Raw genomic sequence first — 24,377 nt, 5'->3', positions numbered from 1 at the left:
TTTTAATAAAAAAGGAATCTTTAAGCCTTATGTTTACTGGATTAAAGATTCCGAGAGATTATTATTGTAGTAGGAGGTAACAAAATGGGAAAGAGCAAATTACAAAGGATGCTTGTTGGGGCGGCGCTGGTGCTTAGTATGGGGGCAGGTGCTCTCTCTGTAAGCGCTTCATCGGAGGAGCAGCCGGAGAAAACCATCAGAATATACAGCAATCGTACGGAATCTCATGTTGCGTATCAGATTCTGCAGGACATTATTGGACAGTATCAGGAGGAAGTGAATCCTAATTTTAAGGCGGAATTTGAGTGCGAACCGAATCTTGATCAGTACAAAAATAAGCTGAAGTTATATATTGCCGGAGACGAACTTCCGGATTTGTTTCAGATCGACAGGGGTCCCATTGCTGAAGAACTGACAAGCCAGGGAAAACTGGTAAATATGGACGAGCAGTTGGAGAAAGCAGGACTTGCAGACAGCCTTGATGAAGGATGCAGAGGATATGTGCAAAATGATGACGGAAGTCTCTATATTCAGCCGGAAGCACGGTATGGCAATACGTTCTTCTATTGGAAGGATCAGTTCGAGGCAGCCGGAATTACGGAAACACCTGCTACCTTTACGGAATTTTTGGATGTGTGCCAGAAGCTGAAAGACAATGGCTCCATTCCTTTGGGAATTACAGGCAAGGCAAGCTGGAATCCCCTGCATATTATGTATCTGCCTAGCTGGACAGTAACGGGAAATGATTGGCTGAATCAGGCAAAAAGAGGAGAAGTCAGGTTTTCCGAGATTCCGGTAGTGCAGGATTGTGCAGAATTTTTGAATACTTTAGCACAGAATGAGTATTTTCCGGCTGGTTTCTCTAATATTGAGTACACAGATATTATGAATGGATTTATTGAGGGACAGTATGCAATGGTTTGGTGCCAGAGCGTATATCTGGGACAGTTCTCAGATGCTTATGATGAAGGAAAACTGGGATTTTTCACCATTCCTGTAAATGATAAAGAGGAATCTTATGAGCAGAAGGCTACCATGGCGATCCAGGCAGGAATTTCCTGGGCTTTGAATCAGGAGAAATTTGATGAAGAAATGGAGAGATTCTATCAGTTCCTGCTGACCCATTATGCAGACACTTGTTATAAGTATGATACATTTCCTCAGTTCAATGTAGATCCTCCGGCAGACAAGTCCCAGATTATGAAAGATTACTATGAGATCATGAAGCAGCAGACCATTAGCTGGAGCAACTGGGATGATAATTGTGATCCGGTGACCGGGCAGTTGATGGATGATCTGGTAAAACAGTTAGCAGCAGGAATGATTACGCCGGAAGATTTTCTGACACAGCTGGATGAGTCTGCGGCAACAAATGGAGCAGATTATTTTAGCGTAAAATAGTCTGCCGGAAAGCAGGTGAGAGTATGAATTCTGTCTTAAAAAATAAAAGAGCCTTTGCAGTCTTTTTGACACCAGCTATGCTGATTTATTCTGCCATTGTGTTTGTTCCGATAATATATTCCGGGTATTACAGCCTGTTTAAATGGGACGGGCTCAGTGAAATGAAATTCATCGGTCTTGACAATTATATTACTTTGTTTACAAAGGACAGGGTAATATGGCCGATATTAGTTCAGACAATAGAATATACATTGCTGCAGATACTATTCCAGGTTGGCGGCGGACTGATTCTGGCTCTTTTATTGACTCTCCTCGTGAAGAAAAGAGCAATATTTCAGACGGTCTATTATATTCCTGTGGTGATTTCCTCTGTTGCGATCTGCCAGATATTTGACAAAATCTTCTCAGTGACACCTACGGGACTTGTGAATCATCTTCTTTCCCTGGTGAACGAGAATCTGGCCATGACGGAATGGCTGACGACTCCAGGGCTTTCCCTTGTCATTACTGCATTTGCAGAAGGCTACAAAACAATGGGAGTCTACATGGTTACTTTTTTTGCGGCTCTGATAGGCGTTCCGGGGGAACTGTCTGAGGCTGCGAAAGTGGACGGAGCAAGCTGGCTAAGAACGGTATGGCACATCAGGCTTCCATATATTCGGCCTATCATTGTGGCGAATATGGTGCTGGTTTTGAATAATTCCATCCGTTCCTTTGATTTCTCGTTTATGCTTACGGCAGGGGGACCGGGAACTACATCGGAATTGCTGGCGTCCTATATGTACAAAAAGGCATTTAGCAGCATGCAGTACGGATATGGAAGTACGCTGGCGGTCTTTATTGTTGTCATATGCTTTATTCTGGCCAGTTTCTGTATGAAACAGTTTGACAGAGGAGGGGAATCGCATGACCAATTATAAGAAACGCATGCAAACAGCAATATTATACATATTCGGTATTTTGACTGCAACTATTACGATATATCCCATTATTTATACCGCTGTGTTTGGTCTGAAAAGTCCTGAGGAAGCCCGGGTTTCTCCGGCATATGCTTTCCCTGAGAAGCTGTATTGGGGAAATTACCTGTATATTTTGAAGGAATCTGAGTTTCCCAGATATTTTGTGAACAGCGTCATCATCACAGGGACTGTGGTTGTTGTAGTACTGGTGGTCACTTCCATGGCTGCTTTTGCGTTGGCAAAGATGAGAGTAAGGGGACGGCATCATCTGAAAATGTATTTCCTGCTGGGACTGATGATTCCCATGCAGGTATGTCTCCTTCCGCTGTATCAAACCTTTGCGAAGCTGCACATTACGGATAAATATATTGGAGTGATTATTCCGCAGGTGGCGTTTGGAATTCCATTGTCCGTGTATTTGTTTGTGAATTTTTTCCGTTTCTTTCCGGATGATATTATAGAAGCCAGTGTCATAGAAGGATGCGGCATTTTCCGGCTCTTTAGCCAGATCGTATTGCCGATGTCCAGGAATATTATCCTGACGCTGGCAATGATGAGGGCTGTGTATTCGTGGAATGATTTTTTGTTTCCCTATACGTTTACCAGAAGTAAAGATTTACAGACGATTACCCTTGGACTGCGGGATTTTGTAGGAGCTTACGGATATACGGATTGGGGAAGAACATTTGCGGCAGTGACGGTAACGATTTTGCCCATGATCATCATCTACTTTTTCCTGGGAAAATATATGGTAGCTGGTATGTCAGAGGGTGCTGTGAAAGGATAGAAAGGAAAAGATATGCTTAATTTTGAATATAGGCTTCCCACAAGGATTGTGTTTGGAAAAGGAATGGAAGAACAGGCAGGGGAGGAGATTAAGAAAAGCGGAGGGACGAAGGTTCTGGTTCATTATGGCGGACACAGTGCAGAGAAAACCGGTTTGCTGGCGAAAGTCTGCCGTATTTTGGAAGAGTCACAGCTTCCCTATGTCCTCCTGGGCGGTGTAAAGCCCAATCCGCGGTTAAGCAAAATATACGAGGGTATTGCCCTGGCAAAGAAGGAAAATGTAGATTTTATTTTGGCAGTGGGAGGCGGAAGCGTCATTGATTCTGCAAAAGGGATCGGATATGGTGTGGCAAATGAGGGTGATGTCTGGGATTTCTATATCAGAAAGAAAGCGCCAAAGGCTTGTGTTCCTGTGGGGGTGATCCTCACCATTGCGGCTTCCGGAAGCGAGACAAGCGATGGTTCTGTGGTAACAAATGAAAACGGGAATTTGAAGCGTGATGTGGGAAGCGATTATGCACGGCCGAAATTTGCCATTATGAATCCGGAATTGACCTATAGCCTGCCGGAGTATCAGACGGCCAGCGGAAGTACGGATATATTGATGCACGCCATGGAGCGGTATTTTACCACGGTGAAGAATGTAGAGCTGATTGACGGGTTTCTGGAATCGTTGATGAAGACGGTGATGCACAATGTCAGGATTGTTTTGGGGAATCCCTGTGATTACAATGCCCGCGCAGAGCTGATGCTGGCCGGCAGTTTTTGCCACAACGGTCTTCTGACCTGCGGACGGAAAGGGGATTGGGCTTCCCATGCCATTGAGCATGAGCTGGGAGGAATGTTTGATGTTGCACATGGTGCAGGTCTGGCTGCCGTATGGGGAAGCTGGGCGCGTTATGTATACTTCGCGGATGTGATGCGGTTTGCACAGTTTGCTGTGAACGTCATGGGCTGTGTGATGGATTATCAGAATCCTGAGAAAACAGCTTTGGAAGGAATCTGTGCCATGGAGCGCTTTTTCACTTCTATTCATATGCCTACCTCTATTTCTCAGATGGGAATTATACTTTCAGATGAACAAATAGAGTGTTTGGCAGAGAAATGTACGGATGGCGGAAGCAAAAATATAGGAGCGTTTTGCAGGCTTGGGAAGGAGGACATCAGGAAAATTTATACAATGGCCAGATAGTTTAGGGCAGTTTTGTCCATACTTTGTGGGGGAGAGTCCTTTTTTGCCAATAACTGGTTGCGTTTCTAGAAATTAATATTATATAATTAGGTTAAATAAGTTTTATAAAAAATGAAAAATGAGGAAACGTAAGATGTTGGAAGAACAGAATGTGATACCATTATATAGACAGTTAATGGAGCAGATCGAAGAGAAAATCAGGCAGGGTGTGTATCGTCCGGGGGAACAACTGATGACAGAGATCGAAATGTCAAAGGCGTTTGGCGTCAGTATTATTACGGTGCGGAAAGCTCTGAAAGAATTGGTGGAAAAGGGGCTTGTGGAGAGGCAGCAGGGAAAGGGAACCTTTGTTGCAAAGAAGAAATTCAGCAAGAATCTTTCACAGACATTGAATTTTACACAAATGTGCCATTTGGCGGGTGTTACTCCCGGCGGTAAAATGTTGGAGAATACGCTGATATTTCCGGACAAAAAACTGGCTGCGAAAATGGGAATTTCCCAGCAGGACCGGGTTATCTATATCAAGCGGCTCCGGTTCGCCAATGACAGGCCCATTGCCATTGAAGAGAATTATTTCAGTTTGTCCTATGCCAAACTTCTGGAGCAGAATTTTGACAATAACTCTTTGTATGATTTTCTGGACAAAGAATATCATATCCGGATCGCCTATACGAAGAAGAAGATAGAAATATGCCGTGCCAATAAGGAAGAGGCAAAATTGCTCCATGTCATGGAAGAGGAACCGCTGCTTTTAATCACCAGTATGGCTTATACGGAAGATGACCGGCTCTGTTACAGGGGCAAGCAGTTGTTTGACGGAGAGAATTTTGCATTGTATGTATAATAAAAGAAAAGACAAGGTTTGCCTCTGGAAGATGGGAGCATGATGCAGAACTAAATTTTGTTTGGAAAATAAGAGTGGCGATTTACAGATGGGAATTATTTGGAGACAGATAGTTCCCATCTGTTTTCTTACCTCCCGTCATAATTTCCAGTTGGAAGAGTACAGAGAAGTGCTTAGTCGACCAAAATTTAAGAATGTCAGTGGAAGGCACAGGATGGACAGCAGCCGGATTAAAGATATAGCAATGGATAGTTTGAAGGAGAGCAGTATCTGTTAGATGAGGGTGGGATACTGGAATCAGACAGCCGTTTTATAAAAGCGTAGGTATGTGAGAAGTTTATAAAAGGAAAAAAATGTAAAAGGCACCCACAACTTTCTCAAAGGCTTGCACAAGTTTCCGGTGTTCAACCCATTCTTTTGAGAAGAAGTTTTGAATCATTGTTTTACGCACTTCACGGAATACATTGTTATAATCACTTAAGTTTCCAGAAATGGTCGTTCCTGATACAGAGATAATGCGGGCTTTTGACATGATCTTTTGGACAATCTTACCGACTCCATAAGAACGATTTACGGAGATGTCCTTCTTCGTTACCCATCGGTTCAAGCTGCTGATGATCATCGCCATTTCGCTTTCTGACAATCGCTCTGCGGCAAATATTAAGCGTTAGATGAGTTATCCACATCCATATGGGTATGATATTCCGCTTCATTTATTTTTGTGGATATTTAGTTGATTTTCCTATTCCATTCTATCACCACCTGTTGTATAATCCCGTCTTTGACAGTTGGAAAAATAAAAAAATGCTAAACCCTGCAATTTATAAGGGTTACAGCATTTTGTGACCATGTTTTAATATATAGTAATATGTGATTGTAGCCAAGATACAGGCTTTGAAATGGTTTTTACATTATAATAACAGAAATTTCGAAAAAGTAAATATACAACAGATATTACTATAAAGCAAAACAAAATATTTGACAACGCAAATCCTTATTCAATGGAGAATGTGAAACTTTTTCTGTAAATAATGTTTTAGAAGGTCTTCTATGGTAAAATATTTTATCATAAGGAGGCCTTTTATTATGGCAAGAGAAAAGAAACCTGTACACAGAGTACAAATGACAGAAGGAAAACGTAACATCATTCACCAGCTCTTGGAAGAATACGATATCCAATCAGCAGAAGATATCCAGGATGCACTGAAAGATCTTCTTGGTGGAACCATCAAAGAGATGATGAAAGCGGAAATGGATGACCATTTGGGATATGAAAAATCAGAACGTTCTGATAGCGATGATTATCGCAATGGTTATAAGCGAAAAAGAGTGAATAGTCGTTATGGTTCTATGGAGATTGAAGTTCCACAAGACAGAAAATCAACTTTTGAACCTCAAGTAGTAAAGAAACGTCAGAAAGACATTTCAGATATCGATCAGAAGATTATTTCTATGTATGCAAAAGGTATGACAACCCGGCAGATTTCAGAAACAATCGAAGATATTTATGGTTTTGAAACATCAGAAGGTTTTATATCAGATGTTACAGACAAGATTCTTCCACAGATTGAAGACTGGCAGAATCGGCCATTAGATGAAGTTTATCCAATCCTATATATTGATGCGATTCATTATTCCGTCCGTGATAATGGAGTGATCCGGAAGCTTGCTGCCTATGTCATTCTTGGGATTAATGCGGAAGGTAAGAAAGAAGTGCTTACCATCCGTATTGGAGAAAATGAAAGTTCCAAGTATTGGCTTTCCGTCTTAAACGAATTAAAAAATCGTGGTGTAAAAGATATCCTGATCATCTGCGCAGATGGACTCACAGGTATCAAAGAAGCGATTGCGGCAGCATTTCCTAAGACAGAATATCAAAGATGTATCGTTCATCAAGTGAGAAATACCTTGAAATATGTTCCGGATAAAGACAGAAAAGCATTTGCTACAGATTTAAAAACGATATATCAGGCAGCGGATGAAAAGAAAGCTTTGGCAGCTTTGGATCGGGTAACGGAAAAATGGACTCCAAAATATCCGAATTCCATGAAACGCTGGAAGGATAACTGGGATGCTATTTCCCCAATCTTCAAGTTTTCAGCAATGGTTAGAAAGGTCATTTATACAACAAATGCCATTGAATCGCTGAATTCCACTTATCGGAAGCTGAATCGTCAGAGAAGCGTCTTTCCAAGTGACACAGCCCTTTTAAAAGCCCTTTATCTGGCTACCTTTGAAGCCACGAAAAAATGGACTACAACAATCCGGAACTGGGCTCAGGTTTATGGAGAGCTGAGTATCATGTATGAAGGTCGCTTACCAGAGTAATAAAAAAGCAGAAAAACAGGCGGATTACCCGCCTGCTGTTGACATAAATTTTGGTATAACAGTCTTTTGCTTTTTTTAATAAGCTCTCTTTATGATTTCATTCATATGCTGTGCAGCTTCAAATCGAATTCGCTCTTCATCTAATGTAAGTACCTCACGATTTTTCATGACAAGCTTTCCATTGATGATGGAATCGATTACATCGTGTCCATTTGCTGCATCTACAATAGTATTTACAAGATTCTGAGTTGGTGTAATATGCGGCTGATCAATATTTAAAAGAATCAGATCAGCTTTCTTTCCTTCTTTTACAGATCCCAGAATATCACCATGTCCGATAGCATTTGCTCCTCCCTGAGAAGCCATTTTCAAAAGAGTCGGGCAGGTCATAACTACCGGATTAAAAGAAGGAAGTCCCCAATAAGCCAGCATAGAATAACGCAGAACCTTCATCTCATCGAAAATATCCAGGTTGGAAGGAGCAGCTCCATCACAACCCAAACCTACACTTGCACCAGCTTCCAGAATCTGAGGAGCCTTCGGGAAGCCATGATTTGCCAGGTTGGCTCTTGGACAATGGATCATTTTTACTCCTCGTTCTGCCATCAATGCAATATCATGGTCTGACAGCATAACATTATGTGCGGTCAGAAGATTTGGACCCAAAATTCCCATTTCATCTAAAAATTCAGCAGGACGTTTTTGATAATTTTGTAGGCAAAAGCTAACTTCATCTTTATGCTCACATAAATGTGCATGGATGCCTGTATGAAGTTCTTTGGCACATTCACCTACCATGGCGATGAGATCTCTGGAGCAGGTCATTACCTGACGAATAGCAAACCAGATATCCACACGGCCATCGCCGGCTCCCTGATAGTTCTTATACAGCTCTTTTGTATGGTCTATAGCTTCAGATGCAGTTTCCTTCATTGCGCCTGTAATAGCATTGCCCATATCCATTGTGGATTTCGCTATTGCGGCCCTCATGCCGGATTCTATAACTGCATCAGCTACACGCTCCATATGTACACCGCCGGAATCAGCAAAAGCAGTAGTTCCGTTTTTGATCATTTCCAGACAGGCTAACTGTCCGCTGACGTAAGAATCTTCCGGGAGAAGATTGCTTTCAAAGGGAACCAGGAAACGAGTCCAAACCATAGGATATTCATCAGCAACACGACCTCTTAACAGCTGCTGACAGGTATGTGTATGACCGTCTATTAAACCTGGCATAACAAGCTTACCTTTTCCATCAAGTGTTTCTGTGGCAACACTATCAGCGAATTCATCTGCTGAACCGATTTTTTTTATCCAGGTGTCTTTAATTCCTACTGAACAGGTGGATGAAACGCTCATATCAGGATTCAAAACCTGACAATTTTTGATTAAAATATCATAGTTTTCCATAATCTACCTCATTTCATCTCATATGATTGTTAAATGGCTCCTGTCATTTTCAAAACAATGTCTGCAACAAGAGCGGAGAATATAAAGGTTCCGGTAATTACAAATAAAGTGATCAATACCAGCTTCCATCCCATTTTTGCAAAATCCTTTAAATCTTTTCCCAGAGAAACACCGGCAAATGCACCAAGTGCTGTAGCCGGAGCTAAAAATGCAACAGGAGTTGTAGTTCCAACTACGATATCTTTTACCGGCGAAACAGGACATGCAAGAAGCAGCCCGAGAAGGGATACATACATCATAGAAGGAAGCTTAACAAATCGGCTCATAAATTTACTTATAGTAAGACCGATAAGAGAAATAGCACTCAGTAAAAGAACTCCAATAATGGAATCTTTTACAGGCATTTTGTAACCAATTACATTTGTAAGTATTATAATCACAGACACCATGAGAAGCAGTCCAAGCTGCTGTACGAAGTATTTTCTGACCATTTATTTAACCTCCTGATTATTTTTGCGTCCAATCTTAGGCTCTAAAATTGCGTATAATTTTTTTGCAAGAGGAAGGCCTACGAAAGTACCCATGTAAATTCCGGTAATACCGGTCAGCATATCACTGGCACCACCCATAATCATAATATTTTCTGCCTGCTGTGGGTAGATTTCACCTAATGTTCCGGCAGCAGCAGTCATCATGGATCCACTTCCTACTCCACTGGCCATACCAAGAGCAATAGGATCAAAAATATTCCAGGAAGCTACAACGCTTGCAAGAATACTGATAAACACTGTTCCGATTACAGAACCTACAATATAAACTGCAAAGGTTCCTTTTGTTTCCGGAGCGTCCGGTCCAAAAATATCTGTAGTTAATCCAAGGTTTGAATCACGGTTAATTGAGTAACATGCACCAATAGATTCCTTCTTTAAACCAAGCAATAATGCGAGAGGCATAGATAAAAGAATCGTTCCAAGATTTCCGAATTCCTGAAGAAGCAATGCAGGGCCCACTGAAACCAGTTTTGCAAGATTTGCACCGGAAGAAATGCCCATTTTTGCCATAAAAGGTGCCAAAACCACAAGAACCAGACTTCCGCCTATTTTACATTCCTCAGTTTTGAATACTTTAAAAATATCCGGCCCTAAAAGCCCTCCGAATATGACGGCAAACACCATCGGAAACAGAGTAAGTGTACCAACGCCAATGTTAAGCTTAACGGTTCCGATCAGATCACAGACTGCGGAAATGACCAGAGCGGCAAGGTAAATTTTCCAGTACTTTTTGATGACAATCTTTAGTTTTTCCATATAAGAAACTCCTTCCTTTTTTTCTGCGCAGGTGCGCAGCAATTTACGTTGTAAGTATAACATGAGAGCTGGTTTCTGCGAACATACCAAAAAGCGATGGGAAGCCATCGCTTTTTTCGCTATATCAAGAAAAGTGTTTTCTCACTGCATTATTATTTTATAAGAAAATCGTCAGATTTTTATCTACATAGAAACAGCCTCATTCTGCATTAAAAGTTCCACAAAACGGCTGGCGGTATCAGAAAGTGTATGCTTTTGACGCAAAATCCATCCTATTTCAAGGCGAACTCCGTTTTTGACAGGCAGAGAAATAATGTCGCTGTAATTACTATCAAAAGATCTGTAACCACTTCCAATAGCAAATCCATGGCAATAACGCATAGCAGAATAGGACGCTGCCCGGTCAGAAACATGGATTATTTTTTTTACCTGATAATTTGGAATGATAAGATCAGTATAAGCAGGGTTCGTGTCAGGTGAACGATCATAGGAAATAAAAGGATATTGTATCATTTCTTCAATATTAATTTCCTGGCTATTGGCAAGTGGATGGTTTTGGCATATGTAAGCATGAGCTGTCTGATAAACAATGTGATTAAAAATAATACCACGATTTCTTAATTCCTGAATCATCTGTCCTTTGCTATGCTCTGTGAAAAAAATAATTCCCAAATCGTCCAGTCCCCGTTCTACGCGATCCAGTACTTCTGAGGTACGGCATTCATAAAAACCACAGTGATAGGAACCATAGCGTTCATTTAATTTATTGATGACAGAAATAAAAGAGGCCATGCCGCAAATGTGATGCTGGGCAGAAACGGACAGACCTAAAGGCCGTTTTTTGGAACCGTTATATTTCTCATCCAGGTAGTCAAGACGGCTTAGAATTCCCTTAAACTCAATTAAAAGCTCTTCGCCGCTTCTGGTAAGACGTACGCCTGTGCTTTCTCTTATAAATGCAGTAATGTCATATGTGTTTTCTATTTCCTTAATAGCACTGGAAATGCTTGATTGAGCTGTAAACAAACGCTTGGCTGCTTCACTGATAGAGCCGGACTCAGCTACGCTGATAAAATATCTTATTTGCTGCAGTGTCATATAAGGTCTCCTTTTTTAATCATCTGAATTCTCTTACGGTTGTAAACCAGATGCAGATACATGGCATCCTGTGTCCGGAGGGGCTCATGAGCTGCAATGGCATCTGCAACACAGGAACCAGTCTTGGAACTACAATATTTTTGCATTCAGACGTTCCGACAGAATGGTTTCATTAGGCAGCTTATTTCCTATGATAATGTGTTTCAGGTTCAATGTCAAAATGCTAAAATGTACAAAAACAGATATAGAAATTTAGACAAAATTCCAGTATTGCATTTTGACCAATAGAATATCCGATAAATACATCAGATGAATCAAGGGGCGGGATCAATACAAAAAATCTTGAAGAGTATCTTTCCTGGATAATCATTTATTTCAATGTCTGGCATACCTTATAAAGTATTTCTGAACATATTTTTTTGATCTTATTCAGAATGAAATATAGTATCAGTTTTACCTGAAACAGGAGGTTCCAGATGAAATTCATGTTATATCTGTCCGATCTTATGATACCCTTTCTTTTATTTGGAATCATTGGCTTTGGTCTTTTGTCCAAAAGGGATGTTTACCAGGATTTCCTTGATGGTGCCCGGGAGGGCTTGAAAACAATTGCATCAATCTGTCCAACCTTAATCGGACTTATGATTGCAGTTGGTGTTCTTCGCGCCTCTGGCCTTTTGAAATATATGGGAGATCTTCTTGGGAAAATCCTCAGTCCCCTTGGAATTCCCGGGGATATTGTCCCTCTGGCACTGGTCCGTCTTTTCTCATCCAGTGCAGCGGCAAGCCTGCTTCTGGACATTTTTAAGGAACATGGAACAGAGTCCACCATCGGCTTTATGGCAGCCATTATCCTAAGCGCAACGGAAAGTGTATTTTATTGTATGAGCGTTTATTTCGGCATGACAAAGGTGAAGAAAACCCGTTTCACTCTTCCGGGAGCACTTCTTGCTACGGTTGTGGGAATAATGGCTGCTATTTTGATCGTAAATTAAAAAGGTTTTTGGTACATTTATTAGTCAATTTTCAGAATCAGTTCCAAAACACGTCTTGCGCAGTGCTTTAGCTCAGCACGTCCAAGCTGTCCCATTTCCATAGCTTTTTTTACACGTTCCGGAAATCCGGTTCCCATTTTTACATCGTTTCCGGCTTTGATTTCCTTATAGTGCTCTCCCCTGGTCCACCAGTCTGTGGTAACCATACCTTCAAAGCCCCATTCGCCTCTTAGGATGTCTTCCAGAAGCTCATGGTTCTCGGAGGCACGATGTCCGTTTATGGCATTATAAGAGGACATAATGGTCCATGGCTGTGATTCTTTTACTATGATTTCGAAGCCTTTCAGGTAGATTTCGCGGAGAGCTCTTTCGGAAACACGGGAATCGCAGTGCTTTCTGTTTGTCTCTTTGTTGTTCGCTGCAAAATGCTTTACAGAAGCACCGATATGCTGGGACTGGATACCCTTTACCATTGCTGCGCCCATTTTTCCGGCAATAAGCGGATCCTCGGAATAGTACTCGAAATTTCTTCCGCACAGAGGATTTCTGTGAATATTTACCGCAGGCGTCAGCCATACGGCGATATTGTTTTCTTTCACTTCTTTTGCACCAGCCTGTCCGACCTGCTGTACAAGTGTAGGATTCCAGGTGCATGCAAGAAGGGTCGCGCAAGGCCATGCAGTTGTGTTGATGACGCAGTCACCGCTGATACGAAGTCCGGCAGGTCCGTCAGCAGTCATAATAGACGGAACTCCATAATCCGGAAGATTGCCGAAGCCGAAGGTATTTGCAACGCCCATATTGGGCTGGCCGCCAAGAAGATGAATCAGGTCATCATCACTTAACTGTTCCATAAAATCATCCAGGGAAAGCTTGCCTTCTGCCACATCAATAAACTGTTTTTTGCCATAGTTATCAAAAAGAGCACCATGTGCACAGCCACGTATGCCGGGGGTAATTCCCTCTTCGGTTCCGGGAATCATTTTTTCAAATACACACTGGTTCATGTCATTGCATTGGGTTTGCGGAAGTGCCTCAAAGGTTCCATCAGAAAGCATGCGCTCTTTCAGACTGCTTGGAACCATGTGGGCAGTAAGCTGTCTGGTGATAATATTGTGGGAAAGCTCCATGGTCTGGATGCCCTCTTCTGTGTTTCTCACCGATGTTCCAATAAAGAATTTGTAGGTACCCTTTTCCAGAATGTATGCAGATTTCTGGATTTTTCCAAGATCATCATAGGAAGCCATGTCTGCTTTTGCAAATGAAAGGCGGATCAGCTGCGTTTCACCTGGCTGAAGAAGACGGGTTTTGGCAAAGGTGGCCAACTGGCGGGATGGTTTTTTCAGAAGTCCTTGAGGTGCCTCAAAATAAAGCTGTACAACCTCTTTGCCAGCCATATCACCTGTGTTGGTTACCTGAATCTCTGCAAAAATATGGTCTTTTGTTTCCCACATTGCGGTGGTGTCCAGTGCAAAGGTGGTATAGGAAAGTCCGTAGCCAAATGGATAAACGACTTTTTCCTGTGCGCCTGGAATGGTTTCAAAATAGCGGTAGCCTACGTAGATGTCTTCTGTATAGTTTACATAATCAAAGGATTCGTGGAAGTTTGCGGTGGATGGATAATCGTCTGCAGATGCTGCGAAGGTATCAACCAGCTTGCCAGATGGATTGTCTTTTCCTGTAAGAAGCTCTGCCATGGCAAGTCCGCCTTCCATGCCGCCCTGCCATCCAAGAAGAGCAGCACCAATCTGGTCATCGTTTTTTATCCAGGAAAGGTCGATGACGCCGCCGATATTGAGAACAACAGCGATGTTTTCGAAGCGCTCCTTTACCATAGCAAGCATTGCTTTTTCGCGGGCGGTGAGGTAGAAATCTCCATCTGGGAAAACTTCTGCGGAAATTTTCGGCATAGTGGTTTCATTGTCCCAGGGATTGAATTCGTTGCTGCACTCAACGCTGGAACGATCCCAGCCTTCGCCGGAAAAACGGCTGATTACAACCAGGGCGACATCCGCAAAGGCTTTGGCACCGTCAGCAAGCTCTGCCGTCAGCTCCGGTTCTACAGTCATTCCGGGAACAGCACCTTTTTCATACTGGTGCTGGATGTCTGCCTTGTAAAATGCAGATAATGGTTCATAAATCTGTACGGCATTTTTCTGCATTTTCAGTCCATCATATAGATTGTGTACATAGGAAACCATAACGTCGCCGCTTCCTCCGCCGCCTTTTACATAGTCGAAGCTTCCCTTGCCGAAAAGTGCGATGCGGGTGCCTTCTGCTAACGGGAGAAGGTGATTTTCATTTTTCAGAAGAACCATACCTTCCCTGGCTGCTTCTTTGGAAAGCTGGATGTGTTCTTTGCTTGCGGTTACGCGGCCGCTTTCTTTTAATGGAAGGTTTGGCTGAAATTTAACTCGGGTCCATTTGTTCATTTTGAGGTGTCCTCCTTGGGATAAAATATTTTTTATGCAATTTTTAAACGTTTGTCTGGCAGTTTTGTATTTTGTAGGATTATTGTACTGGAAAATAGTTGTATGTGCTAGATGGTTTATTGCTTCTTTTGTAGGGCTTTCTTGATATTTTACAGGAAATATTGTATAGTTTATTTGAAAGTATAGGGTGTATTTTGACTTTAGCAAAGTGAACAGAAAATTTTTAAACACGCTGTGGAAAAGACGGTGAAATGATGAACGCGGAATATGAAAACGTGCTGGACGATCATCCTGGAAAACTTCATTTTACATTTGTAAATACCTGGGATCAGCTTCTGCCGGCTCACTGGCACGAACACCTGGAAATTGTTTACGTGACAGGCGGGGCGATTACGGCATCTATTAATGATGTGAGCTATGAACTGAAAAAAGGGGACATCTTTCTGGTGAATTCCAATGATATTCATTACACTTATACCCATGAGGATGCCAGGTATTTTCTCCTTCAAATCCCGCCTGTTCATCTGGAGCGAGTTTCCCCCAGGTGGAATTCGCTGAAATTTCAGGAGTTTATACCGGGAGATCGAAGTATAAATGAGCATAACCTGGAGAAGGAGAGGGAATCTTTTCAGGAACTGAGGATGGAAGACGGTCAGAAATTAATACCGGAAGATTCTGCGGATGGTGAGAAACATAGAGACATGGCAAGAGCGAGTTTGAATTTTAAGATGGCAGAAATCTTCCACGAGATAGACGGACTTTACCAGGAAAAAAAGGAGGGCTATCATCTGCTGGTTCTGGCTGCTGTTTATCGCCTGCTGTTTCTTCTTTACACAGAAGGAATCCGAACAGAGGAAGAGGCTTCCGGCAGTCACGGGGCATTGCGGGATCTGGAGCGGATGAAGCTGTGCATGGAGTATGTGCAGGCACATTACGGCGAAACTATTTCCCTGGCAGATGCGGCAGGACTTTTATCCATTACCCCCGAACATTTCTGCCGTCTTTTCCGCAAATACACTGGACAGACCTTCCTTGCTTATGTAAACCAGATCCGCATGGAACATTTCTATAATGACCTCCTGGAAACTGACGAAAACATCACATTCCTCCTGGACAAAAACGGAATCACCAACTACAAAGGGTTTCTGCTGAAATTTAAAGACCGCTACGGCCAGTCACCGAAAGCGGTGAGACGAAAAAACAGGGCGTTATAACTGCGCCCTGTTTTTTACCAGCATTTCGTGAATAATATTCTGGGTGTAAGCGCCCAGGTGCTTTTTGTCCTCTTTTTCCAGCTGGTCTACGTAGATTGGTTTGCCGTATTCAAGAATGACATGGGTCTTCTTGATCCTTGGGAAATGGCTTTCCCAGATGTCGGCGGAACCGCTGATGGCCATTGGGATAATCGGACAGTTTGTCTTGGTGGCAATCTTGAAGCTGCCCTCATGGAACGGAAGCATGTCCAGCTCATCCTCATTTTTGCTGCGGGTACCTTCTGGGAAAATGCAGATGGAAATGCCGGATTTCACCTTCTCAATAGCCGCGAGAATAGTCTTTAGTCCCTGCTTAATATCCTTGCGGTCAAGGAACAGGCAGTGGAGACGCTTCATCCATGTGGAAAGCAACGGCACCTTTTCCATCTCTTTCTTGGCTATGTAGCCTGTGCGGATGGGACAGCGGGGGTAAGTAATTGGTACATCGAAAAAGCTTCGATGATTTCCAATGTAAAGAACCGGAGTGTCCGTTGGCACATTTTCTTCCCCAATGACCGTAAGCTTCACCCCGGCTACCCACAGGATGAACCGAAAGACCGCCTGAACGATCCGAAGAGAACTGATCTCTTTCGCCATGGGATTGAACTTGCCGATAATCCATTCTACAAGAAGAATCGGAATGGATAAAATCAGGAATCCAACCACGACGATCACGCATAAAATAAAACGAATCATATGATATTTCCCTTTCTGTATTCTGTGCCAGAGCCTTTTAGAGCACGCTCTGCTGCACGGTGTTTACGTCTATTATATGTAATTTGAAAAATTCTTGCAATAAATCTTTTTTATTCCACATAGAATAAAATAAATGGAGGTTGCTGTGAGCAACAAAGCAGTAACAGGGGAGACTGAGGTGACCGGATGAAAAAAACAGCAGCAGTTCTGGGGCTGATTCTATGGTCGCTGCTTTTTCTTGGAGGATGCCGTTTTATTAAGATCGAGGAAGAGCCGCGAAAGCCTCTGGAATATTCCATTGTAAAACAGGAAAATCTGCCCGCAGAACTGACGGCCCTGATTGAGGAAAAGAAGGGAAAAGAATTTCAGATGACCTATCAAAGCGAAAAGGAGCTGTTTCTGATAAAAGGCTATGGACAGCAGATGAGCGGAGGCTACAGCATCCAGGTGGAAGAACTGGGTGTGACCTCCCAGGCCATATTTTTCAAAACAAAACTAATCGGACCGTCAGATACCAAAATTACCTTAAGTCCGCCGTCTTATCCTTATATTGTGGTAAAGATGGCTTACAGGAAGGAACCTGTGATTTTTGAGTAGAAGATATCCTGGGGAGGCTTTTTGACAGATCGCAAAAGTTTATATGGGAAATTTTAATCAATCAAAAGGAGTGGAGAGCAGTGGAATTAAGAAAAGAAAGTGTACAGATGCTTCATGTAAAAAGCCGGGCAACCAGCCAGGTAACCTTTGACGCGGATTACAATGTGCCGGACGCAAAGCCGGATATGGGAAGGCTGATCCAAAGCAAAGGCGATATTGTAATGGACGAGGTGCGCCTTAGCGAAGGCAAGGCTTTTATCAGCGGAAACCTGAACGCGGATGTGCTCTATGTGGGGGAAGAGGACCAGAAAGTCTGCAGCCTGGCGGCAAAGCTTCCCTTTGATGAGACCCTGAACCTGGAAGGAATTGCAGGCGGTGACAAAATGTGCCTGAAGTGGGAAATTGAAGATCTCAGCGTGCACATGATCCATTCCAGAAAACTGAATATCAAGGCAATCGTCACCTTTTACGCAGTGGTAGATGAGATGACAGGCATCCAGCTTCCGGTAGAAATCAGTGAGGATGGCATTTCCGTGAAAAAGAAAAAGGTACAGCTGATGAGCCTGATGGTACATAAAAAGGATACCTTGCGCATCAAGGATGAGGTGACCCTGGCTTCAAACAAGCCTAATATCGATATGCTTTTGTGGAACACCATTGAGGTGCGCGGGCTTGACCTGAGACTGGAAGACAACATGATAAAAGCCAGGGGTGAGCTGGCAGTTTTCGTCCTTTATTCCGGCGAGGATGAGGAAAATCCCCTTCAGTGGGCAGAGTATGTGCTGCCATTTAACACAGAGCTGGACTGCACAGGCTGCACGGCTGACATGATACCCAACATTGCGGCTTCCGTTATGCACCAGAGCATAGAGGTGAAGCCGGACGCAGATGGGGAAGAGCGGGTTCTTTCTGTAGATGTGGTTCTGGAACTGGATATGAAGCTTTACCGGGAAGAAGAGCACGACCTGATCCTGGACGTATATTCTCCGCTGAAGGAGTGTATTTTACAGGGAAAAGAGGAATGCCTGGAAAGCCTGCTGGTGCGAAATGATTCCAAGTGCCGTGTTTCTGACCGGATCGAGCTGAAGGAAAGCCAAGGAAAAATCCTGCAGATCTGCCACAGCCAGGGCAGAGTCAAAGTGGAAAAGACAAAGGTAGTGGAAAATGGAATCCAGGCGGAAGGCGTGGTATTCCTGAAAATACTTTACATCACAGGAAATGATGAGATGCCATTCTATTCCGTTGACGGCATGCTGCCATTTTCCCATGTGATAGAGGCAAACGGAATCACTGAGGACAGCACCTTTTTCCTGCAGGCAGATCTGGAGCAGCTGTCCACCTCCATGATCGACAGCAATGAAATCGAAGTGAAAGCCGTGATCAGCCTGAATGTGCTGGTGCTTCAGTGTGAAAAGAGGATGATCATCAGCAAGGTAGAGGAGCAGCCCCTTGACATGCAGAAAATCCAGGCAATGCCTGGAATCACGGTTTATGTGGTAAAAAGCGGGGACACTATGTGGGATATTGCAAAGCATTTTTATACAACGGTGGAGGAAATCTGCACATTAAACGAGCTGGAAAGCGACCAGGTAACACCGGGAATGCCGCTTCTGCTGGTGAAAAAAGTGGAAGGATAGCCTGTTTTTCAAACGTTTCAGAGCGTAATGATAAATTTCCCCAACAAAAATCCTCCGCATATGTATTGAAAAAAATACAAAAATATTTTACAATAAGAAAAGTAAGAGATTGTATACAAAGTACAAAAGCGGAGGGGAATTATGCGATTACGTGCACTTGCAAAAATAAATCTTGGACTTGATGTAGTTGGGAAGCGCGCTGACGGCTACCATGAAGTCCGCATGATCATGCAGACCATACAGATGTATGATGTGCTTGAAATTGAGAAAAAGGCAGAGCCGGGAATTACGCTTACCACCAATATCCCGTATGTTCCCACAGATGAAAGGAATCTTGTCTATAAAGCCGCCAAAATGCTGATGGATGAATTTCATATTGAAGAGGGGCTGACGATGAATCTGGAGAAATTCATTCCGGTGGCAGCCGGTATGGCTGGGGGAAGCTCTGATGCGGCAGCAGCTTTCGTGGGAGTGAACCGGATTTTTGGTCTCGGCCTTTCTGAGGAAGATCTGATGAAGCGCGCTGTGAAGGTAGGAGCAGATGTGCCATACTGCGTAATGCGGGGAACTGCTCTTGCAGAGGGAATCGGTGAAAAGCTGACCAGGCTTCCAAGAGTTCCTCAGTGTTATGTCCTGGTAGGCAAGCCAGGAGTAAATGTTTCCACTAAAACAGCTTACGAGAATCTGAAGCTAGATGATCCTGCCGTAGTGCATCCGGATATTGACGGGATGGTAACTGCCATCCGTGAAGGTGATCTGGATGGAATGATTTCCAGAATGGGAAATGTATTTGAGCCGGGAATCATCGGGAAGTATCCGGTTATTCAGGAAATCAAGGATCTGATGGAGAATCACGGAGCCCGCAAGGCAATGATGAGCGGAAGCGGCCCTACCGTTTTTGGAATTTTTGACAGCAGAGAGAAGATGGAACAGGCGGCAGCAGTACTTAGGGAAAGCAAGCTGGCTAAGACTGTTTTTGCGACGGAAGTCTTTTAGGAGGAAATACGAATGACAAGTGATTTCACAGTGCATATGGATGAGTATCTTCCATTGCGCGAGGTTGTTTTTAACACACTTCGCCAGGCAATCCTGAAAGGGGAGCTGAAGCCGGGCGAGAGACTGATGGAGATTGCCCTTGCGGAGAAGTTAGGAGTGAGCAGAACTCCCATCCGTGAGGCCATGCGTAAGCTGGAGCTTGAGGGCCTGGTGGTGATGATCCCAAGAAGAGGTGCCCAGGTTGCCAACATTACGGAGAAAGATCTGAACGATGTTCTGGAGGTAAGAATCACTCTGGAAAATATGGCTATTGAGAAGGCCTGCGCCAATATGACAGACGAGGATGTGCGGGAACTGGAACTGGCAGCACAGGATTTCCAGAAGAGCACAGCCGAAGGTGATCTGGTGAAGATGGCCGAAGCGGATGTGAATTTCCACGAGGCTATTTACCGGGCAGCAGATAATAAGCGTCTGATGCAGGTGCTGAATAATCTGAGAGAGCAGATTTATCGGTACCGTGTGGAGTATCTAAAAGAAGATGAGGCGAGAAACCGTCTGGTGAAGGAGCATGAGGAGATTACCGATGCAATCCGCAACCGGGATGTGAAGAAGGCGCAGGAGTTGTCCTTCGAGCACCTGGAGAACCAGAGGATGGGAATCATCCAGGCAATCAGAGCGGAAGAATGAATAGAATTTTAGAATTGGGAGACACTGGGAGAGATACCTGGTGTCTTTTTTTTATTGTAGTACAGCAAATATTAGGAAATTACCATAATGACTTGCAGGATATCCATATATTACGGCTATGTAGATTGTCGTAGTCGCTGTAACACATTCTTAGTTTATCTTGTATATGAAAAAATCGTCCTGTGTCAATATGACAGATACTTAATTTTCAGTGTACTATGAAATTATATATGGTGATTTAAATGAACAAAAATGATAATATTGTTATGATTTCAAAGGACATTCGTGTAAATGAGAAGCATGTAAGGGAGCGCCTGCAGGACTGCGGGGATATTCAGATCAGGCGGATGCGCCTCGGCGAGGAGCGCAAGGTGGACTGCCTGATGGTTTACATTGAGGTGGCGACTTCCAATATGATGCTGGAGGATTCCGCACTTGGAAAAATGATCGGGCACTTCTGGGAGATTTCGCCGGCGCAGATTCAGGAATTTGTGGAATATAACAGTCTGGGAATTGCAGATGTGAAAAAGCTGACGGATATGGAGCAGGTGTTCACCGGGGTACTTTCTGGAGATGCTGTGTTCTTTATGGATGGCTTTGACCAGGCAATGAAAATTTCCAGCGCCGGATACCCCAGCATGGGTGTTACGGAAGTGGAAATGGAAAAGGTGCTTCGTGGTTCCAAAGAGGGCTTTTCCGATTCCGTGAAAACCAATTCCGCCCTGATTCGGAAACGTCTTCGGGATACCCGATTGAAGGTGGTGGAATTTTATATAGGGGAACGTTCCCATACATTGGTGCAGATGGTTTATATGGAAGATCTGGTGCGGGAGGAATTTCTGGAGCAGGTGAAGGAACGGCTGGAAGCATTTCGGATTGACGGGATTCTGGATAGCGGAATGCTGGAACAGCTGACAGAGGATTCCTGGTTTTCCCCTTTTCCCCAGTATCAGACTACGGAGCGGCCGGACCGGGCATCCAAGGAAATCCTGAATGGAAAAGTGGTGCTGTTGTGTGACAACTCGCCTTCTGCGCTGGTTCTTCCGGGCGTATTTAACAGTTTTATGGAAAGCAGTGAGGACTGGTACAATCGGTTTGAGATGGCGTCCTTTCTCCGGGCACTGCGGTATGTGGCACTGGCGGCGGCAACCTTGCTTCCCGGGCTTTATCTGGCGGTGATCCGGTTTCACACACAGATTTTGCCTACGAATATGATTCTGTCTTTTGCCCAGGCCAGGGAAGGGGTGCCTTTTTCCAGTATTGCGGAGCTGGTACTTCTGGAATTGTCCTTTGAGCTGATCCGGGAAGCGGGAGTGCGGATTCCGGGAGCACTGGGAAATGCAATGGGAATTGTAGGCGGCCTGATCGTGGGATCTGCAGCTGTGGAGGCAAATCTGGTCAGCCCCATTGTGGTTATGGTGGTGGCAATCACAGCTCTTGGCTCGCTGGCGATTCCAAATGAGGAGTTTGCGTCGGCTTTTCGGCTTTTGAAATATTTCTTTTTGTTCCTGGGGGGATATCTGGGGATTTTTGGAATTGTGATCGGGGTGTATCTGACAGTGTCTCATCTGGCGGGACTTCTCAGCTTCGGGGTGCCCTATCTGGTTCCCTTTGTGAAATATAAGAGGGAAAACGGGACGGGAACAGGAATCCTGAGGGTGCCTTTTCGGAAAAGGTGGAAAAGGCCGATGTATGCCAAAGAGGATGAAAGTGTGCGGCTGCGGAGGACGAGATCTGCGAAGGAAGAAGAGGGACAGAATGAGTCAGAAGAAGGTTCTGGAAATTGGGAAAAAGAAAAGCTACGAAAGAATGAAGTAGAGGAAACACATAATTCGGGAAGTCAAAAAGATCCGAAAGAAAGAAGCAAGGTTGGTAAGAACGGAGGCGAGAGTGAATGAAATTTGCAGAGAATAACCGGATTTCACAGCGGCAGCTTTATCGGCAGATCGTGATCGCCTTCATTGCGCCATTTTTGCTTTGCCTTTTCCGTGGGAGGCGGAATCAGGGACTTAGCGGATTGACTGGAACTTTGCTGGCGGTTGCGGTATTTTTGTTTTATGTAATTTTTCTTATTCGGCTGGGCTATGCTTTCGCCAATCCGTGTAAAACTGCGGGGAAAATCTTGGGGCGGCTGATGGGGATTTTTTATCTTGTTTACTGCATTTTGGGAGCGGCGTTTCTGCTGGATCTTCTGGGAGAGATTGTATCCGTAAGTCTTGGTACGGGAGTGCAGAAAGTGTGGCTGTGTGTGATTGCGCTGATCGTGTGCAGTCTTGGTACTCACCGGGGAATCCAGCGCAGAGGGCGGATTGGAGAGGTATCAGGCGGACTGGTGCTTGTGGCGGTTGTGCTGATGCTGCTTTTGTCAGCCGGACAGGGAAGATGGGAGTATTTCCAGGAAATGCTGTGGAACTCTGAATTTTCCGGGAGAAGGATTCTGCAGAGCGGATATTATGTGATCTGTGCATTTTCCGGACTTAGTTTGCTGCCCTTTTTATTAGAACATGTAGAGAAAAAAGGAAATTCAGGAAATGTAAAAAGTATCGGGAAAACAGTGGTCTTGGCAGTAGTTACTTTGGGAGTGCTGTTAATTCTCGCGGAGCTGCTTCTGCCGGCAGTCTTTGGCTGGGGACGGCTGCGATATGAAAATTACCCCATTTTGCCGTTGCTTGCAGGCGCGGACCTGCCAGGAAATGTGTTGGCGCGGTTCGATGTACTTTGGATGGGATTTCTGCTGTACAGTCTTTTGTTCTCTGTGGGAAGTTTTCTGCATTACGGCCATTTAATTGTGGAAAAGACCGGGCTTGGGACCGGGCGGGTGTGGATAGGTTTGCTGGTTTTCGTTGTCATGGTGACTGAAGTTCGCGGCATTAGAATCCGTGATTATTTTGAAATGTACTTGGGCTGCATTTTTGTACCAGGGATGTTAATTATTCAGATCATCTTTTTTATAATGGGAAAAAAGCGGTGGAAGAAAAAAGCAGAGCCCAGTAATCTTAAAAAAAGAAATAGAGCAGGATGGGGGAAAAATTCGATTAACATAGCTCGGCAGAGAAAAGCAGCAGAGGGATTAAACTTAGGTAATTATGTAAGAAGGTGCAGCGTAGTTGTAATTATATTGGGGATATCGCTTTTTACGTTGTCGGGCTGCGGCGGCGTGGAGCCGGAGAAGCGGATGTATCCGCTGGCTCTTGGCGCGGATATAGAAGATAGAAAATTTCAGCTGACCTATGGCGTGCCCGATTTGCCAAAAGCAACCGGACAGGAGAAAAACGGAGAAGACCAGGGAAATGCAGCGCCTTCAGTTAGTGGAGATTCCTTTCAGGAGATAGAGCAGCTTTACAGCCGCACCCAGGAGAAATATCTGGACATGGGACATCTTGAAATTCTGGTACTGGGGCAGTCTCTTCTGGATGGCGGGCGCTGGGAACAGGTGCTGGAATACCTGAAACAGGAGCCCACCATAGGAGAAAATGTATATGTTTTCCGCAGCAGCAATGCGGCGGAGGCGGTAGGCTGGGGCAGTCCCCAGGAAACATCCCTGGGAGAATACCTTCTGGGACTTCTGGAAAATAACCCAGACGGCAGCCCAAGCCAGGCTGTCACCCTGCGAGAGCTTTACCACGAAATGTACGACCGCGGCGCCCTTCCCGCATTACCAGATCTGATAATTCAAGGGGAAGAATTGGAAGTAGTGTTTTAAAAGTTTGAATACAGACACAGAATCCCGGGAATACTCCTGTTAATAAGCGATTGCGG

22 protein-coding genes are annotated in these 24,377 nt (G+C 44.1%); 14 read left to right on the top strand and 8 right to left on the bottom strand.

The window, feature by feature from the left end:
* The first annotated feature begins 84 nt into the window (after positions 1-84).
* The 5 genes from H8S54_RS03365 (at position 85) to H8S54_RS03345 (ending at position 5,182) form a co-directional block, all read left to right on the top strand.
* Positions 85-1,401 carry an ABC transporter substrate-binding protein gene (locus H8S54_RS03365; protein WP_186900922.1) on the top strand — a complete coding sequence of 439 codons (1,317 nt, stop codon included), beginning with the start codon at positions 85-87 and terminating at the stop codon, positions 1,399-1,401.
* Between the two features lie 23 nt (positions 1,402-1,424).
* Positions 1,425-2,321, top strand: coding sequence for a carbohydrate ABC transporter permease (locus H8S54_RS03360; RefSeq protein ID WP_186900921.1), 897 nt, complete (start codon positions 1,425-1,427; stop codon positions 2,319-2,321).
* Positions 2,308-3,147 carry a carbohydrate ABC transporter permease gene (locus tag H8S54_RS03355; RefSeq protein WP_186900920.1) on the top strand — a complete coding sequence of 280 codons (840 nt, stop codon included), beginning with the start codon at positions 2,308-2,310 and terminating at the stop codon, positions 3,145-3,147. The genes H8S54_RS03360 and H8S54_RS03355 overlap by 14 nt, the downstream gene beginning before the upstream one ends.
* Positions 3,148-3,159: 12 nt before the next feature.
* A complete protein-coding gene (locus H8S54_RS03350; RefSeq protein ID WP_186900919.1) occupies positions 3,160-4,338 on the top strand; it encodes an iron-containing alcohol dehydrogenase in 1,179 nt (392 codons plus the stop codon).
* Between the two features lie 133 nt (positions 4,339-4,471).
* A complete protein-coding gene (locus H8S54_RS03345; protein WP_186900918.1) occupies positions 4,472-5,182 on the top strand; it encodes a GntR family transcriptional regulator in 711 nt (236 codons plus the stop codon).
* Between the two features lie 337 nt (positions 5,183-5,519).
* Here the strand turns inward: H8S54_RS03345 and H8S54_RS03340 are convergent, their stop codons facing one another.
* Complete coding sequence (locus H8S54_RS03340; protein WP_186900917.1) at positions 5,520-5,810, bottom strand: hypothetical protein; 291 nt, start codon at positions 5,808-5,810, stop codon at positions 5,520-5,522.
* A 458-nt stretch (positions 5,811-6,268) separates the two neighbouring features.
* Here H8S54_RS03340 and H8S54_RS03335 point away from each other — a divergent pair, with 458 nt between their 5' ends.
* A complete protein-coding gene (locus tag H8S54_RS03335) occupies positions 6,269-7,510 on the top strand; it encodes an IS256 family transposase (protein WP_186900916.1) in 1,242 nt (413 codons plus the stop codon).
* A 75-nt stretch (positions 7,511-7,585) separates the two neighbouring features.
* On the opposite strand, the gene H8S54_RS03330 is transcribed toward H8S54_RS03335, so the two are convergent.
* From H8S54_RS03330 to H8S54_RS03310, 5 genes are all read right to left on the bottom strand, one after another.
* On the bottom strand, positions 7,586-8,920 hold the full coding sequence (locus H8S54_RS03330; protein ID WP_186900915.1) for an amidohydrolase family protein: 1,335 nt from the start codon (positions 8,918-8,920) through the stop codon (positions 7,586-7,588).
* A 29-nt stretch (positions 8,921-8,949) separates the two neighbouring features.
* Positions 8,950-9,411, bottom strand: coding sequence for a hypothetical protein (locus H8S54_RS03325; RefSeq protein WP_186900914.1), 462 nt, complete (start codon positions 9,409-9,411; stop codon positions 8,950-8,952).
* On the bottom strand, positions 9,412-10,227 hold the full coding sequence (locus H8S54_RS03320) for a DUF3100 domain-containing protein (RefSeq protein ID WP_021925174.1): 816 nt from the start codon (positions 10,225-10,227) through the stop codon (positions 9,412-9,414).
* Positions 10,228-10,410: 183 nt separating this feature from the next.
* Entirely contained in the window at positions 10,411-11,325 is a 915-nt protein-coding gene (locus H8S54_RS03315) for a LysR family transcriptional regulator (protein WP_186900913.1), read from the bottom strand.
* Complete coding sequence (locus tag H8S54_RS03310) at positions 11,322-11,471, bottom strand: hypothetical protein (protein WP_178105242.1); 150 nt, start codon at positions 11,469-11,471, stop codon at positions 11,322-11,324. Before H8S54_RS03310 ends, H8S54_RS03315 begins: the two co-directional genes overlap by 4 nt.
* Before the next feature lie 330 nt (positions 11,472-11,801).
* Between H8S54_RS03310 and H8S54_RS03305 the strand changes: the two genes are divergently transcribed.
* Complete coding sequence (locus tag H8S54_RS03305) at positions 11,802-12,320, top strand: nucleoside recognition domain-containing protein (RefSeq protein ID WP_186900912.1); 519 nt, start codon at positions 11,802-11,804, stop codon at positions 12,318-12,320.
* 20 nt (positions 12,321-12,340) lie between these two features.
* Here the strand turns inward: H8S54_RS03305 and H8S54_RS03300 are convergent, their stop codons facing one another.
* Positions 12,341-14,752: a glycoside hydrolase family 3 protein gene (locus H8S54_RS03300; RefSeq protein WP_186900911.1), complete on the bottom strand. Its 2,412-nt coding sequence runs from the start codon at positions 14,750-14,752 to the stop codon at positions 12,341-12,343.
* A 251-nt stretch (positions 14,753-15,003) separates the two neighbouring features.
* On the opposite strand from H8S54_RS03300, the gene H8S54_RS03295 reads away from it, so the two are divergent.
* Entirely contained in the window at positions 15,004-15,966 is a 963-nt protein-coding gene (locus tag H8S54_RS03295; RefSeq protein ID WP_186900910.1) for an AraC family transcriptional regulator, read from the top strand.
* On the opposite strand, the gene H8S54_RS03290 is transcribed toward H8S54_RS03295, so the two are convergent.
* Positions 15,961-16,701, bottom strand: a complete 741-nt coding sequence (locus tag H8S54_RS03290; RefSeq protein ID WP_173767694.1) for a lysophospholipid acyltransferase family protein — start codon at positions 16,699-16,701, stop codon at positions 15,961-15,963. The genes H8S54_RS03295 and H8S54_RS03290 overlap by 6 nt on opposite strands.
* 186 nt (positions 16,702-16,887) lie before the next feature.
* On the opposite strand from H8S54_RS03290, the gene H8S54_RS03285 reads away from it, so the two are divergent.
* From H8S54_RS03285 to H8S54_RS03260, 6 genes are all read left to right on the top strand, one after another.
* Positions 16,888-17,298 (top strand): protease complex subunit PrcB family protein, encoded by a 411-nt coding sequence (locus tag H8S54_RS03285; protein WP_021925180.1) that lies wholly within the window; start codon positions 16,888-16,890, stop codon positions 17,296-17,298.
* A gap of 80 nt (positions 17,299-17,378) precedes the next feature.
* Positions 17,379-18,935: a DUF3794 and LysM peptidoglycan-binding domain-containing protein gene (locus tag H8S54_RS03280; protein WP_186900909.1), complete on the top strand. Its 1,557-nt coding sequence runs from the start codon at positions 17,379-17,381 to the stop codon at positions 18,933-18,935.
* Positions 18,936-19,076: 141 nt separating this feature from the next.
* Positions 19,077-19,931, top strand: a complete 855-nt coding sequence (gene ispE / locus H8S54_RS03275) for a 4-(cytidine 5'-diphospho)-2-C-methyl-D-erythritol kinase (protein ID WP_021925182.1) — start codon at positions 19,077-19,079, stop codon at positions 19,929-19,931.
* 12 nt (positions 19,932-19,943) lie between these two features.
* Positions 19,944-20,618: a GntR family transcriptional regulator gene (locus H8S54_RS03270; protein WP_021925183.1), complete on the top strand. Its 675-nt coding sequence runs from the start codon at positions 19,944-19,946 to the stop codon at positions 20,616-20,618.
* A 242-nt stretch (positions 20,619-20,860) separates the two neighbouring features.
* Positions 20,861-22,516, top strand: a complete 1,656-nt coding sequence (locus H8S54_RS03265; protein WP_186900908.1) for a spore germination protein — start codon at positions 20,861-20,863, stop codon at positions 22,514-22,516.
* Positions 22,513-24,321 (top strand): GerAB/ArcD/ProY family transporter, encoded by a 1,809-nt coding sequence (locus H8S54_RS03260; protein WP_186900907.1) that lies wholly within the window; start codon positions 22,513-22,515, stop codon positions 24,319-24,321. The genes H8S54_RS03265 and H8S54_RS03260 overlap by 4 nt, the downstream gene beginning before the upstream one ends.
* Positions 24,322-24,377: the final 56 nt, after the last annotated feature.

The sequence above is a fragment of the Blautia segnis genome (assembly GCF_014287535.1).
GTDB lineage: Bacteria > Bacillota > Clostridia > Lachnospirales > Lachnospiraceae > Blautia_A > Blautia_A acetigignens.
Note: the sequence above shows the minus strand (reverse complement) of the source record. Positions and strands in the feature narration are given on the sequence as shown.